At 48.9% G+C, this 14653-nt stretch carries 16 protein-coding genes; 8 read left to right on the top strand and 8 right to left on the bottom strand.

All coding sequences use genetic code 11. The features are described from left to right. Positions 1-251: 251 nt before the first annotated feature. From GWC95_RS12835 to GWC95_RS12815, 5 genes are read right to left on the bottom strand one after another with little or no spacing between them, the layout of a single operon-like run. On the bottom strand, positions 252-2048 hold the full coding sequence (locus GWC95_RS12835; protein WP_161819129.1) for an NRDE family protein: 1797 nt from the start codon (positions 2046-2048) through the stop codon (positions 252-254). Then, a complete protein-coding gene (locus tag GWC95_RS12830) occupies positions 2036-2542 on the bottom strand; it encodes a DinB family protein (RefSeq protein WP_161819128.1) in 507 nt (168 codons plus the stop codon). The genes GWC95_RS12835 and GWC95_RS12830 overlap by 13 nt, the downstream gene beginning before the upstream one ends. Next, positions 2539-2952 (bottom strand): DoxX family protein, encoded by a 414-nt coding sequence (locus GWC95_RS12825; protein WP_161819127.1) that lies wholly within the window; start codon positions 2950-2952, stop codon positions 2539-2541. The genes GWC95_RS12830 and GWC95_RS12825 overlap by 4 nt, the downstream gene beginning before the upstream one ends. Continuing rightward, positions 2949-3389 carry a YHS domain-containing (seleno)protein gene (locus GWC95_RS12820; RefSeq protein WP_202630286.1) on the bottom strand — a complete coding sequence of 147 codons (441 nt, stop codon included), beginning with the start codon at positions 3387-3389 and terminating at the stop codon, positions 2949-2951. The genes GWC95_RS12825 and GWC95_RS12820 overlap by 4 nt, the downstream gene beginning before the upstream one ends. A gap of 25 nt (positions 3390-3414) precedes the next feature. Beyond that, on the bottom strand, positions 3415-3876 hold the full coding sequence (locus GWC95_RS12815; RefSeq protein WP_161819126.1) for a YHS domain-containing (seleno)protein: 462 nt from the start codon (positions 3874-3876) through the stop codon (positions 3415-3417). A gap of 152 nt (positions 3877-4028) precedes the next feature. Here GWC95_RS12815 and GWC95_RS12810 point away from each other — a divergent pair, with 152 nt between their 5' ends. Beyond that, positions 4029-4613, top strand: a complete 585-nt coding sequence (locus GWC95_RS12810; protein WP_161819125.1) for a sigma-70 family RNA polymerase sigma factor — start codon at positions 4029-4031, stop codon at positions 4611-4613. Between the two features lie 10 nt (positions 4614-4623). Continuing rightward, positions 4624-4893, top strand: a complete 270-nt coding sequence (locus tag GWC95_RS12805) for an anti-sigma factor family protein (RefSeq protein WP_161819124.1) — start codon at positions 4624-4626, stop codon at positions 4891-4893. Positions 4894-4913: 20 nt separating this feature from the next. On the opposite strand, the gene mutS is transcribed toward GWC95_RS12805, so the two are convergent. Continuing rightward, entirely contained in the window at positions 4914-7550 is a 2637-nt protein-coding gene (gene mutS, locus GWC95_RS12800) for a DNA mismatch repair protein MutS (RefSeq protein WP_161819123.1), read from the bottom strand. A gap of 148 nt (positions 7551-7698) precedes the next feature. Between mutS and GWC95_RS12795 the strand changes: the two genes are divergently transcribed. Next, complete coding sequence (locus GWC95_RS12795; protein WP_161819122.1) at positions 7699-8037, top strand: hypothetical protein; 339 nt, start codon at positions 7699-7701, stop codon at positions 8035-8037. A gap of 196 nt (positions 8038-8233) precedes the next feature. On the opposite strand, the gene GWC95_RS12790 is transcribed toward GWC95_RS12795, so the two are convergent. Next, positions 8234-9826 carry a M28 family metallopeptidase gene (locus tag GWC95_RS12790; RefSeq protein ID WP_161819121.1) on the bottom strand — a complete coding sequence of 531 codons (1593 nt, stop codon included), beginning with the start codon at positions 9824-9826 and terminating at the stop codon, positions 8234-8236. A gap of 95 nt (positions 9827-9921) precedes the next feature. Between GWC95_RS12790 and GWC95_RS12785 the strand changes: the two genes are divergently transcribed. The 5 genes from GWC95_RS12785 to GWC95_RS12765 all read left to right on the top strand — a co-directional run bounded on the left by GWC95_RS12785 (position 9922) and on the right by GWC95_RS12765 (position 13619). Further along, positions 9922-10458 carry an RNA methyltransferase gene (locus tag GWC95_RS12785; protein ID WP_237722151.1) on the top strand — a complete coding sequence of 179 codons (537 nt, stop codon included), beginning with the start codon at positions 9922-9924 and terminating at the stop codon, positions 10456-10458. Between the two features lie 95 nt (positions 10459-10553). Beyond that, positions 10554-11510 carry a UbiA-like polyprenyltransferase gene (locus GWC95_RS12780; RefSeq protein ID WP_161819120.1) on the top strand — a complete coding sequence of 319 codons (957 nt, stop codon included), beginning with the start codon at positions 10554-10556 and terminating at the stop codon, positions 11508-11510. A gap of 34 nt (positions 11511-11544) precedes the next feature. Then, positions 11545-11955 (top strand): Holliday junction resolvase RuvX, encoded by a 411-nt coding sequence (gene ruvX / locus GWC95_RS12775; protein ID WP_161819119.1) that lies wholly within the window; start codon positions 11545-11547, stop codon positions 11953-11955. Positions 11956-12111: 156 nt separating this feature from the next. Further along, positions 12112-12690, top strand: a complete 579-nt coding sequence (def, locus tag GWC95_RS12770) for a peptide deformylase (RefSeq protein WP_161819118.1) — start codon at positions 12112-12114, stop codon at positions 12688-12690. Beyond that, positions 12690-13619 (top strand): hypothetical protein, encoded by a 930-nt coding sequence (locus GWC95_RS12765; protein WP_161819117.1) that lies wholly within the window; start codon positions 12690-12692, stop codon positions 13617-13619. The genes def and GWC95_RS12765 overlap by 1 nt, the downstream gene beginning before the upstream one ends. Before the next feature lie 4 nt (positions 13620-13623). Here GWC95_RS12765 and GWC95_RS12760 read toward each other — a convergent pair whose 3' ends face one another. After that, the gene (locus GWC95_RS12760) at positions 13624-14640 is read right to left on the bottom strand and encodes a hypothetical protein (protein ID WP_161819116.1); all 1017 of its coding nucleotides are present in this window, start codon (positions 14638-14640) and stop codon (positions 13624-13626) included. Positions 14641-14653 lie beyond the last annotated feature (13 nt).

Raw genomic sequence — 14653 nt, 5'->3', positions numbered from 1 at the left:
ACCATTGGAAAAAAGGCTGCCGTTTCTCAACGACAGCCCGCGGGGGGATAAGTGTTATGCTTATAGAGCTGCACATGGGAAAACATGCCACTCATCCCCAGTCATCATTAACCAAAACCGGTAGCCATAAACCTTGTATGAGGGTCAGTGATACCCGGTACATATTACTGAGGTACAAAAGAAAGAAGAATTGGTTTGAAATGGGTTGGATGGAGATTAGAATCAGATTAGAATGAAGGAGCCGAAGCCCGTCATTCATGGATCTCCAGCAGCCTGCGGTGGCGCGCGTGTTCTTTCAGCATTCTCAAACCTTCCGATGTTTTCATAAAGCGAACACCCGCTTTCTTTTGGTTGCGCATGCCGATGCGGTAAAGGATGTTCCAATGACGTACGATCTCTTTCCATGCAAAGAACAGCGAATGTTTGGGGTCGTAGATATGGGTGGGTTCACTTCCTGCGCCGTTGAGTTCGATAATGGAGAAAAATTTGCCGTCGCAGAGTTCTTCCCAGCTGCGGTATTTGATATCCAGCCTGCCATAATAGAAACCCGGGATCTGACTGCACAGCTCATCGATCGTGTTCTGCAGTTTTAGGGTGGCCTTATCGCTGAGGTCTGTAAACTTCGCGCCGCGGCAATGATTGCCATAAGGCACGAGTTGTTTTGATTCGCCCGCGGGCAGGATCGTTTGCAGCATGGCCCCGTATTGTTTTTTCATCACCGGCCATTGCAGGAAGAACCGGTTTTCTTTTTTGATCAGCATTTCAATGGTTGAAGTACCATCTCCCGTTACCCCAAGCAATTCTTTGCCAACGATGCCCGAGATCCTGCCTTTGCTTTCCCCGGGAATCCTGTAGTAGAAGATCCCTGCTTCACAGGGGTAGTCGATGAATTCCTGCAGCAGGAAATCGATGCGGTTGTTGTTGCGGTATTCCATAAGGTCGTCATCGCTGTGGAGCAGCTTAACGCCTGTGCCGCGTTCGCCGATATCCGGTTTCGCGATGAGCGGGTAGGTAGAAAAATATTGGGTTCTTTTTTTAAGCAGCGCATCAGGTGTCTCGTTCATCGGCACAAACAACGTGGAAGGATACGATGTTCCGGGCAGCAACGCATAGATCCGGCTTTTGCGCTCAAGGGTGAATCCTGCATTCTCTATTCCGGGGTTGGCCGTACTGAAAAAAAAGAAGGAACGGGCGCGTAGGCTCAACCACAACCAATACACGTACAATGGGCCGTAAACGAAGTGGAAGGGCCAGTATTCCCAGCTAAAAAATACGATCGCAGTTCTTCTCAGCCGGTAAGAAACCTGATTGAACAGGCGCTCTTTTTTGGTGAGGTCTTTTTTAATTGCAATGGCCGATGAAACTTCGAGCCCTTCAACAAGGTCCGAATAAGTCATGCCTGCTTTACCGGGTTTTATATGAATGGAAGTGATGCTTACCGTGCGCATCCCGTTCTCCCTGTTGATCACGAGGCCATTGCGTTGATCTTCCTGCCCGGCAAACCTGTGGAAACGCGTAATCTTTTTTGTATCCATTGTTGCAGCCCCATCTGTAAACTTTCGGAACCATTGTTCCCTTTGCGCTTTTGCCGCTGCATCGTATAAAGTTACCGACGACCATATCTGCGCCGTTGATGCGTTCAATTCGGCAAGGTGTTTTTCCACGCCATCCCATCGAAACTCAAAGAGTTTTGTGCCGGTGAGCAGTACCAGTGTGAAAGGTGCGATCCCGCATAGATCTTCTGCACGGAGTTGTTCAACCGGTTGTGCCGAAGCGATCAACCTGGAGAACACAATGCCCCTGCTCTCGCGGTACGGCGGCGCGGGTTCATGCCTGGTAAACGCGCCGTTGAGCAGAACCGCTGCATCCCCGTTTTCTTTCACAGCGATCCAGCTTCCACCCGCGTCTCCATCTGCCGGGCAAAGGATATTCGTTCCATTGACGCACACCGTGGACGGCGGTACGGCTCGCCGCCTCGTCACTTTCTCATCGCGGTTTGATGTGATGAAAAAGTTGTTGCCATCGGGTATGAAACTTACTGTACACATGCTTTCCTGTATTGGATGGTAGACGCCGCAACCCCAAAATCCTCATCCAGCACGATCGAAGAAATCGCGTGCACACCAATCCTGATAAACGCCATGTGGTGTACGGCATGTTCCAGGTTGTACAAGAGTTCGCGGTCGTAGTTCGTATCAACCGTAAATGTGTTCTGTGACATTGCATCACATCTGCTTATAAGTGTAAGCGGTTTGTTGTTCTTCTCAATGTTTGCAACGATATACTGTAATTGTAGTATCGCAGATTCACGGTCCGTTTCAATGAGCCGGTCCCGTGGTCTTGCGTCGTAGTTTAAGGTGCCTGTTTCGTATTGCGTGATCAGTGTGAGGTAAAACCCGAGTATATGCCTGGTGTGCTGGCCTATGCTTGCGCCCGATAGAACATCCAGCGAAGTTGTATACTGGGCGCACGACAATTGTGCAAGCAACGATGCAGTTTGCGTAAGCAAAGAAACGATCGGGGTAGTTATATCGTTTTTCATGCGGTTGTATGTGTTTTGGTAAACGGTTTCGGAAGACGGTGTCTCTGTACCAACAACAGCGTTGCACAACAGATCCAAACGATGAGTGCATAGGCGAAGAGCAGCCCTTTGTCGTTCTGAACTTCAATACCCAAACGCGTGATGTGAAAGAACAGTGCGCCGCTCATCAATGCCAGTCCCATTGCCGCACCGTAAACGGCGGTGGCAGGCAGCAGGATCAGGACGGAAGCGATGAGCTCCATTACGCCCGTACCTATTCTTCCCCAGGGTTCCATGCCGATGGTAGAAAAAACATAGCTCGATTCAGGGGCCGCGGTGAATTTGAAGTAGAGGGTTTGTAACATGATCACCGCCGCAATCGTTTTTAAAACCCATAGTGCGATTTTTTTTGTTGAAGTTGTAGTGCTCATGGTTTTTGGTTTTTGATCTCTGGCCATTGTTTGTCTGCCTTCTCAATCAGGGTTTTCTGGTCTTTCATCCACATCTCTTTTACCTTGTTGTTGTAGTTGAAATAAAGCTTTCCGTCAACGATCGTCCATGTATCTGTTTGCGTTGGCGATTTGTGCCCCGCGGCTGTACCGTATGCGCAATAGCCGCCATACTGGGGGCAAAAGGTTTCCGGACTGGCTTTAAAAGCTTCCAGGTTTGCCTTACTCGAAAAGAGCCATTGTACATCTTTCCAGGTATACGAAAGGGTATCGTTCCCCTTCATGGGCATCGACGATTTAAAGAAGGCAACGGGATCGTAACCTTTGATGGCCTTGCCATCGGTTGCGAATATCTCCTGGTGCTGTGCGTGCACCGCGGCGGATAACATAAGGGCGATGGCTACAAGTAAATGTTTCATAAAGAATAATTGAAGTGTTTAAAAATCAGGGATTGAATCTGAGCCAGTTTTTGTCGGCTTTTGCTTTTAAAGAGGTTTCGTCTTTATTCCAGTCTTTGAGTGTGTTGTTAAAAAAGCGATTGTAAAAGAGGTATAATTTGCCATCAACGATCTTGAACGTTTCCGGGTCCACCGCCACTTTTTCTCCTTTGGCGCCCATGGCGTAGGCGCACCATCCGCCGTATTGCGGCTCATACCGGGCCGGCGATGCCTTGAAAAGGTCACGGTTCTGGACAGTACTGAATTGATAGGTAACACCGTTGTAAACAAAACTTACGGCACTTTTTCCCTCTACCGCCTTACCCGATACAAAATAGGCAACAGGGTCGTAGCCATCGATGGCCAGTCCTGACCTGGTAAGGTTATAATTACCGTAGCTTGTTTTCTGCGCCGATGCGGCCATTGCGCACCCCATCAGCAGGAAAAGGAAGAGGAATGTTTTTCTCATAAAAAGTATTTAGATAGCAACTGTTTCCGGTTTGGTCGTAAAGGTTTTTCATACCTTACAGGAAAAGAAAAATATTTGTAAGGTTTGATGGGCGGTTCCGTCCAATGGTTATAACCACACAACGGAACCCCGGTTACAAGATGGGTATGCTTATGGAAACAAATACCGCGGCAGGATCGGAGAAAAACGCTGCACAACCGGAGCATTGGGTAGACAGGTATGCCGACTACCTGTTCCGTTTTGCCATTACCCGCGTAAGGGATGCGGATACGGCACAGGATCTGGTGCAGGAAACTTTTTTGTCGGCACTTGAGAATGTTTCGGGTTTTGAGGGCCGCAGTACAGAGGCAACCTGGCTCACGGCCATCCTGAAAAACAAGATCATTGACTGGTACAGGAAGCAGTCATCGGGCCTCGCCAATAAAACGGAATCACTCGAGCCTGTAAACAGCGATGATTATTTTGAAGCGGATGGCCACTGGAAAAATGAGCACCGGCCCAAAGCATTCGGGCTCGCCAGCGATGCTGTTACGGGAAAGGAATTTACGCAGGTACTGCAACGGTGCATGCAAAAACTTCCCCCACTCTGGTTCGCCGTTTTTAACCTGAAGCACATGGAAGATGAGACGTCGGAAAATATATGCCGGAACCTCCGGATCACACCCGCCAATTTCTGGGTCATCATGCACCGTTCAAAGCTGAACCTGCGTGCCTGTCTTCAGAAGAACTGGCTTTAAAAAAAACAAAATGCCAACATTAAAACAGATCGCATACAATTGTAAAAAAGCCACGTTTCTCATCGAGAAAAAACAGGAGAAGCGCCTCAGCGTGTCAGAATACCTGCAATTGCGATACCATCTCACCGGCTGCTCCGTATGCAGGCTTTACCGGCAACAAAGTGAAATGATCAGCAGGGTACTCCGGCAGCGCCCCTTTTACCCGGATACCGTTGAAATGGTAGCTGATACTGCATACAAACAAAAGCTGAAAGAGATGATCGCGGGATTCCGAAACTGATAAGTTATGCGGGCCGCGCTTTATTTCAACATGTTTTTTATTTCATTCAGCTTCATCAATGCCTCTACAGGCGTAAGACGGTTGATGTCCATTTCGGTCAGCATCTTTCTCATCTCTTCAAAAGTTTGCGAATGTGCATCGAAGATGGAGAGCTGCATTTTTGGCTCAGCTAATTTTTTGATGTTCTGCGCGAGATTTTTATCTGCAACCGGTGTCCCCGTTTGTGGCGTGTCGTCTGTTTGGCCCGACCTGTCCTCCAGTTGTTTTAAGATCTCGTTCGCCCTGTCTATCAGCGAAGGTGGCATACCCGCCATTTTTGCTACGTGGATACCGAAGCTGTGCGTGCTTCCGCCGCGTGCCAGTTTACGAAGGAAGATGATCTTGTTGCCAACTTCTTTATTGGTAACATGGTAGTTCTGCACACGGGGCAATTTTTCTTCCAGTTCGTTCAGTTCGTGGTAGTGCGTGGCAAACAATGTTTTTGGTGCGGCAGGGGAGGCGTGTAAATGTTCTACAATGCTCCAGGCGATGGAAATGCCATCGTAGGTGGAAGTTCCGCGCCCGATCTCGTCGAGTAGGATCAGGCTGCGTTGGGAGATGTTGTTGATGATGCTTGCGGTCTCATTCATCTCCACCATAAAAGTAGATTCACCGCCGCTCAGGTTATCGCTTGCACCTACCCTTGTAAATATTTTATCGGTCAATGGAACGCGGGCCGCTGCGGCGGGAACAAAACTGCCCATATGCGCCATCAGGGTGATCAACGCTGTTTGCCGCAGTATCGCACTTTTACCGCTCATGTTCGGCCCCGTTAAAATGATCAGTTGCTGGTCGGCTGGATTTAGTATGATGTCGTTTGAAATGTATGCTTCGCCCGCAGGCAGGTTCCTTTCAATAACGGGGTGCCTGCTGTCTTTCAATTCAAGCTCAAAGCCGTTGTGCAGTTCTGGTTTTTTGTAGTTGAAGAGGATCGCATTCTCTGCAAAACAGATGAGGCAGTCGAGTGTTGCCAGGATGTTCCCGTTTACCTGTATGGGCGCGATGTAATCCTGCAGTGCAAGCAGGAGCTGGTCGTACAAACTCAATTCTATAGCCAGTATCCTGTCTTCCGCGCCGGTGATCTTTTCTTCGTATTCTTTTAATTCCGGTGTGATGTAGCGTTCCGCGTTGGCGAGTGTCTGTTTGCGGATCCATTCTGCGGGCACTTTGTTTTTGTGCACATTGGTTACTTCAAGGTAATAACCAAACACATTGTTGAAACTGATCTTGAGAGAAGAGATGCCCGTCTTCTCCGATTCCCTTTGCTGTATGGTAACGAGGAACTCTTTGCCACCCGTGGAAATATTGCGCAGCTGGTCCAGTTCCGCATGTACGCCTTCTTTGATCACCCCGCCTTTGCTGGCCGCAACCGGTGGGGCCTCGTTTATTTCGGCGAGGATCTTTTCAACGATCGTATGACAGCCATTCAACGCCTCTGCCAGCCTTTGCAAATAAGGGTTCTCAACCGAAGCGCATGCCTGTTTGATCAGTTCTGTATGCTGCAATCCCTTCGCGAGGTGGATCACTTCGCGTGGATTTATTTTTTTCATGGGGATCTTGCTCACCAGGCGTTCTATGTCTCCACATGCTTTGATGGCCTGCGCCAGTTGTTTGCGCAGGTCGGTCTGCAGAATAAGAAAGGCCACTGCATCCAGCCGTTCGTTGATCCTGGCAACGTCTTTCAGTGGAAAGATCATCCACCTGCGCAGCAAACGCGCGCCCATGGGGCTAACGGTATTGTCGAGCACTTTCAGCAGGCTGTTGCCATTGTCAATACCGGTATTCAGTAATTCGAGGTTCCGGATCGTAAAGCGGTCCATCCACAAAAAATCTTCGCGCTCCATTCTTTGGATGGAGGTGATGTGTTGAAGATTGGGATGCTCTGTTTCTTTCAGGTAATACAGGATGGCGCCGGCGGCGGTGATGCCGTGGCTCATGCCTTCGATGCCGAAACCTTTTAGCGAATGTGTCTGGAAATGTTTCAGCAGGCTCTCGGTTGCAAAAGCCTCGTCAAAGATCCAGCTTTCCATCGTATAGGTATAGAACCTGGGGCCGAAAACCTCTTTGAAATGTTTCTGGTAACTGCGCTGGTAAATTACTTCGGCGGGTTTGAGCCCCTGCAACAGTTTGTCAATGTATTCCTCATTGCCTTCGGCGATGAAAAATTCACCCGTAGAAATATCGAGAAAAGCGATGCCTGTTTCTTTTTCTGTAAAATGAATGGCCGCTAAAAAATTATTACTGTTGTGTTCGAGCAGTTTGTCGTTGGTGGCAATACCCGGCGTCACCATTTCGGTAACACCGCGTTTTACAATGCCTTTAACCGTTTTGGGGTCTTCGAGCTGGTCGCAGATGGCAACGCGGTACCCGGCTTTCACCAGTTTGTGCAGGTAGGTATCCATTGCATGGTGCGGGAAGCCGGCCAGTTCGCTGGAAGATGCGGAGCCATTGTTGCGTTTGGTAAGTGTGATGCCCAGCACTTTGGAGGCGATGATGGCATCTTCCCCAAATGTTTCGTAAAAATCGCCCACGCGGAACAACAGGATGGCATCGGGATATTTCTGTTTGATGGCCCTGTGCTGCTGCATCAGCGGTGTATCGGCGGTGGCTTTTGACATGGATGGCAAATATAATTACTGGCGCGCCGCCTTGTCATGCTATTTCTCTTTTGGGGAAAAATGACCCCAGAATCTTAAAAAATGCCGTGGATGGGTTTTGCATAAGCGTATTAATCACAAGTAAATCATTCACCAAACTCATCAGACTATGAAAACTAAATTGTATCTGCTCGGATTAGCAGTAATGCTCAGTCTTGGATCTCTCACCTCTGTTAACGCTGCCAACGGCTCTACCAAAGAAGAGGTAAAGGCTAAAGTGGCCACCATGACTACCGAACAAAAAGAAGCGCGTGTGAAAGAGATCAAACTCCGCGTGGAAGAGATCCGTCACATGGACAAATCAAACCTGAGCCGCGCAGAACGCAAAGAGCTCCGTTCCGAACTCCGCGCCATGAAGTATGAGGCCAACTCACTCGGCGGCGGCGGTGTTTACCTGTCATTGGCAGGGATCATCATCATCATCCTGTTGTTGATCCTGATCCTCTAAAGCAGTCCGGACTTATTTGCTACACAAAGCGATAAGCAAGATCAATACAAAATATTACTCCTGAAAAACCAAGAGGCTATCACCGTAAAGTGATAGCCTCGCTTTTTAATTAGGAATTAGGAATTAGGAATTAGGAATTAGGAATAAGGGATCGGTAGTTATAAATTCCTAATTTCTAATTCCTAATTCCTAATTATCAAAATCCTGTTTGTGTTCTGGGTTTTGGCATTTCTTTTCTTGGTAATTTCTGGTCGCGTTGCGCGGCGTTGTAAACGAAGGCGGCAACGATGGTGGAGATCTGTTTCAGGTCTGCTTCGATCAGGTGGTCGTATACGTCCATGTTGCTGTGGTGGTTGCGCGAATCATATTCGATCGGGTCCTGGATGAACTGGAAGCCTGGTAAGCCTACCGCGTCAAACGACTGGTGATCGGTTCCACCCGTATTGCTGATGGTAACCGTTTTGGCGCCCAGGTCGTTGAAAGGGGCGAGCCATGCCTGGAAGATATCGCGGCACTGCTCATTGCCCTGGAGATAAATACCACGTATTTTACCTGTTCCGTTGTCGATGTTGAAATAGGAAGAGAATTTCTCATGCGCCGGGGTGGTTGTCATGGTAGCGGGATCTGCAAATGTCTTTTTCACATAACCCCTCGACCCGAGCAGGCCCTGTTCTTCACCGCTCCACAATGCTATGCGGATGGTTCTCCTGGGTTGTACGCCGAGTGTTTTCAAAATCCTCATCGCTTCCATCATTACAGAAGAGCCGGATGCATTGTCTGTTGCACCGGTGGCTGTTTGCCATGAATCGAGGTGTGCGCCCAGCATCACCACTTCGTCTTTCAGTGCAGGATCGGTACCAGGGATCTCTGCAATCACGTTATAGCCCGTAAGGTCCTGTGTCTGGAATTTGGTTTTCACATCCACATCCAGTTTTACCGGTGCGCCTGCTTTTGTTAAACGGAGGATGGTGTTGAAATCTTCGATCCCCAATACAATGTCGAGGATGTTTTCAGGATCACCCTTTTTGTAAACGCCACCGCCTTGTGCAAATACGGTTCCGTCGTGGCTCCGCGCGGTTCCATTGCTCAGGATGCCAACGGCGCCGTCTTTGATGGCCATTTCTTTGAAGAGCACCAGCGCTCTTTGCGCGGCGCGGACAGAGTCCTGGTTAAAGTTGCCGAAGCGCCCGCCACCGGGGCGTCCGCCTGCACCGGGTGTTACCGGTTTTTCATCGGCCATTTTCTGGAGCTCGGTCTCTTCGTAGCGGCGTGCATCTGCCTTGAAGCTGATGTTGTAAACCGGCATTACCGCAGGCTCCATAATGATCAATTTGTTTTTCAACTGGCCACGGTAGGCTTCTATGCTGGTACTGTCTTTCAAAGGTTTTACGAGAACAATCTCTGCGCTTTTCAGACCTTTGGTTCCCGCTGTCCATGCTTTTACATATGCAGGCAGTGGTTTATAATAAGGAGCGGTGAGGGCCACATAACTTTTCTCCAGTTCCCATCCCTTGCCAAATTCGCCCCATGGGTCGATGGTTGCGTTTTTAACGCCCCAGCCCTCCAGTGTTTTCTTCGCGTAATTGGCAGCGCGCATAAACCCGGGGGAGGCGGTGAGCCTGTTACCGCTTTTATCGGTGAGGTTGAAAGCGATTTCCATGACCTTGGAATTTTCGAGGCCTTCCTGGCGGATCTTCTGCATCATGGCAGCGTCCACCTTTTCTTGCGCCTGGCCTGCAAACGGCATCATCGCGGCCAGTATGGCGGCGAACGGAGTGAGTTTTCTCATGTGTGTGGTAATTTGGTTTTTGGAATCGACAAAATAATCAATTTGACCCAATCTGCCGTGCGGATTTTATGAGTGGATGAGTTTACCTTCGCACCATGCGAAAACTGACAATGGAGGAGCTGGGCAGGATGTCGGTGGATGAATTCAAGCAGGCCGGGAAGAACCCGGTGATGATCGTACTAGACAATATCCGCAGCATGCACAACGTCGGCAGCGTGTTCCGTACCGCCGATGCTTTTCTTGCCGAAGGCATCTGCCTCTGCGGCTATACCCCGCAGCCCCCGCACCGCGATATCCATAAAACAGCGCTCGGGGCAACCGAAACCGTAGACTGGCTGTATTATCCCACAACCGTGGAAGCCGTTCAGGCGCTCAGGCAAAACGGTTACAAAATTTATGCAATAGAACAGGTGGAAAAAAGCATTTCACTGCAAAAATTCAAACAGGGCAACGAAAAAACAGCCATCGTTTTCGGGAACGAAGTGGAAGGAGTAGACGAAGAAGTGATCAGCCTATGCGATGGCTGCATAGAGATCCCTCAGCTGGGAATGAAACATTCCTTGAACATTTCTGTTGCAGCAGGGATTGTTTTGTGGGAAATGGTAAGGGAAAAATTAAGCATTACGAATTAGGAATTAAGAATTGAAAACATAAACCCGTAATCGGCCGTACAACTTTGGCAATCTAAATTCTTAATTCCTAATTACTAATTCCTAATTAAATTGTTATGTCGACAGTAAAGAAATATTTAAGTCTCGTCAAATTCTCCCACACCATTTTTGCATTGCCTTTTGCGATGATCGGGTTTGTGTTGGGGGTGGCAACTTTTCGCCCGCCGGGAAACTTCAACCCAACGATAGCGGGGGCGGCCGGCCATTCTGCGGAGACCGGGGGCTGGCACGTAACGTTGGGTCCTACCTGGCAGGAGATACTTGTCAAATTATTGCTGGTGCTGGTTTGTATGGTAACGGCACGGAGCGCTGCAATGGCGTTTAACCGTTACCTCGACAGGAGTTTCGACGCCAAAAACCCACGCACCGCCATCCGCGAAATACCTGCGGGCATAATTTCAGCAAACAGCGCATTGCGTTTCGTGATCCTGAACTGCATCGTGTTTGTTGTGGCCGCGTACCTGCTCAATACGGCGTGTTTTTATTTGTCGGCCGTTGCCTTGTTCGTGATCCTGTTCTACAGCTATACAAAACGCTTTACCGCGCTTTGCCACCTGGTATTGGGATTGGGATTGTCGTTCGCGCCCATCGGCGCCTACATTGCGGTAACGGGTGTTTTTGCATGGCTGCCCATCCTCTTCTCACTGGCCGTGATCTTTTGGGTAAGTGGGTTCGATATTATTTATGCCTTGCAGGATATCGAGTTCGACCAGTCGCAACACCTCTATTCAATACCCGCCGTATTGGGAAAACCAAGGGCGCTGCGTGTATCGGAACTGCTGCACGTACTGAGCGCCGCCTGCGTGATCGCGGCGGGCGTGTATGGCCATTTTCATTTTTTGTATTGGATAGGGATCGCGGTATTCATCGGCATGCTCATCTACCAGCATTCCATTGTAAAACCAAACGACCTGTCACGGGTAAACATCGCTTTTATGACGGCAAACGGCATCGCCAGCGTGGTATTCGGCGTATTGGTGATCGCAGATGTTTGGGTAGGGAACTGGAGTTGATCGTAATTACAAATCACAAACAAACAGCTAAACAATGGCAAGGATCATCTGCATAGATTATGGTGGAAAACGGACGGGGCTGGCCGTTACTGATCCTTTGCAGATCATCGCCACTTCGTTAACCACCATCGAAACCAAGGAACTCATCCCGTTCCTCAAAAAATATTTCCAGGAAGAACAGGTGGAGCTCATCCTGATCGGCGAGCCGCTCAATCTTGATGATACGGATACACATGCAACGCCGTTGGTACGAGCGGCCATCATTAAATTACAGAAAGAGTTCCCTGCCATACCCATCCGGAAAGTAGACGAGCGCTACACCTCCAAACTCGCCTCCCGCGCCATGGTAGAAATGGGCATGAAGAAAAAAGACCGCCGCGTAAAGGGCAATGTTGATATGATCGCGGCAACAATGATGTTGCAGGAGTTCCTGCAGCAGCGCTGATATTACCTGCCCGGCACTTTTGAATGAACTGGTTTGTTAAAAATAATTTCGCCCTTCCTCTTACTGAGGCAAACCTTGGCGCTTCGGGCCCGAAGCGTAAAACTGGCCGCTCAAAACTCACGGCTATGGCGTATTTTCGCGGCTCAAATCAAACGCATGATATTTCCCATTGTTGCCTATGGCGCAGCAGTTTTACGCAAGGTGAGCCAGGATATTACACCAGACTATCCAGGACTGAAAACATTGATCGATGATATGTGGGAAACCATGTATGCGAGCAACGGGGTAGGACTGGCCGCCCCGCAGATCAACAAAGACATCCGTTTGTTTGTGATCGACAGCCTGCAGATCTTCGAAAACCTTGAAGACGATGAAAAAGGCGTATACCCCGATGCGCCCGGTGTTAAGCAGGCATTCATCAATGCCCATGTATTGTCGCTGGATGGAGAGGAATGGGCCTACAACGAAGGCTGCCTGAGCATACCCAAGATCAGGGAAGACGTGATGCGCGCAGAGAGCGTTACGCTGCAGTATGTAGACGAAAACTTTGAACCGCACACCAAAACATTCAACGGCATTACCGCGCGTGTGATATTGCATGAGTACGACCACATCGAAGGCAAGCTGTTCATCGATTACCTGAAACCGCTGCGCAGGAAAATGTTGCAGGGGAAACTGAACGACATCAGCAAAGGCAAAGTGAAGATCGATTACAAAATGATATTTCCCAAATAATGAAATGTGCAATCGTTGTGGCGTGCCTGTTGTTATCGGCGCACGCTTTCCCGCAGAATAAAGATACGACCGTGATCATCGATGAACACAGGTTCACATTGAGCGAAGTGATCGTGCGTAATAATTTCAATTACAAAACACTGCTCACGCAGATCAAGGAAGACACTACTTTCTACAAAGCTTTCCGAAACCTGCGTATCCTTGGCTTCACGTCTTTCAACGATATTCAGATGAAAGACAAAAAAGGCGCCGTTAAAGCGTCCCTGTTCAGCAAAACAAGGCAGAACCATGTGGATGGCTGCCGCACAATGGATGTGCTGGAAGAAAAAGTGTTTGGCGATTTTTACGATAAAAAGAAAGACTTCAACTACATAACACCCGAACTGTATGCGGGGCTCTTCTTCACCAAAGGGAAAATCTGCGGCGAAAACAACATTGTAAAAGGCCGCACCATGACACTGAGCGATAAGAGCGGGATGGAAAAACACAAGGAGCAACTGAAAATGCTGTTCTTCAACCCAGGAAAAAAAATTCCCGGCATCCCCCTCATCGGCAACAAACTGGATCTCTATGATGAGAGCGCACACAAACTGTACGATTATAAACTGGATGTGGTAGAGTTCCACGGCACACCCACCTACCTGTTTTCCATCACGCCAAAAGAAGAAAATACAAAAAGCGACAGGATCGTGGTTGACCAGATGGTTACCTGGTTCGATATGAAAACGCTTGAAGTGCTCGCACGCAACTACTCGCTCAGCTACAAGGCCGGTGTATACGATTTTGATGTGAGCATGGAAGTAGAAATGACCAAGTTCCAGGGCCTTACCGTTCCAAAGATCCTGCGTTACCGCGGAGACTGGGATGTGATCTTTAAGAAAAGGGAAAGAGGCGTATTTACAGCAACTTTGTTCGACTTTAAAAGATAGGCGTTTACAGCGTGTTCAGGTAAGCAACAATATCCTTCAGGCTTTTCTTCTCCGGTTTCAACGTGTGGTGCGTAACAGTGGCCACGCTGCCAACATTTTCTATGCCCAGGTAAAAATCGCCCCCAATCTTGGAAATGGATATAAGCTTTACGGCAATGCCTTTGGGGATGTTTTCTGCATAAAAAGAACGCGACGGGAAATCCCCATGCATGTTCACCACCGTTTTCTGGTTGGCAAACACGGCAAATACAGCTGTATTCTTGTTGGTAAAATTGGGTGATAGAACAGCGGTTACCTTTGTCCTTGGAACGGTACTGTCTATATAACGCTCCGCGGAGATCCAGCGCAGGTTCTTCGAATTCATTTCATAGCCATAGAACGACGGGATCAGCGGGTTGGTGCTGGGCTTGTTCCATGTGTTGAGCGCCGTAGTGTCTGTATCGCGCACCCAGCTGAACGAGGTATCGATGCCTTTGACGAGAACAGGGTTGCTTTCCTTTCCATAAAAGCCCTGCATTTTTACCTTGGCGCTGTCTGTGTCGAGAAACCGTACTTTAACGGTATTGCCCTGTACAAGTGAAAGCTCCTTTCCCTCTTTTGTAACACGAATGAACAGCCCGCCGCCACTCTGCAGTATACTTCCATTCTCTGTTGTGGTGGGTTTGAAGAATTTAATGAAATCGCCTTTCGATTTGAGCAGGATCACCTCGAGTTTTACCTGTCCCGCCGACGGGGCTGATGCCCCCGGCGCCGTGCATGAATTGGGTTTGAACTCAACATCAAGCGTATCGCCGTAATGAAGGCTGGCCCCGGTGGTTGCGTTGAACGAGTCTATGATAAGGTTCGGTGCGAGCAGGTCGAAGAGGTCGTTCACCGCTGCGGTAATGCCAACATGCCTCACCCATACGGTATCGTTGAGCGGGCTGTTGGGGTAAACCGTGAAATTATCAGACAGTTCTTTGTTGCACGATGTGAACAGCAACGTGAGCAAACAAGCGGTGATAAAAAATAGTTTCTTCATAAAACGGTACTGC

The organism is Sediminibacterium roseum (genome assembly GCF_009939005.1).
GTDB classification, from domain to species: domain Bacteria; phylum Bacteroidota; class Bacteroidia; order Chitinophagales; family Chitinophagaceae; genus Sediminibacterium; species Sediminibacterium roseum.
Note: the sequence above shows the minus strand (reverse complement) of the source record. Positions and strands in the feature narration are given on the sequence as shown.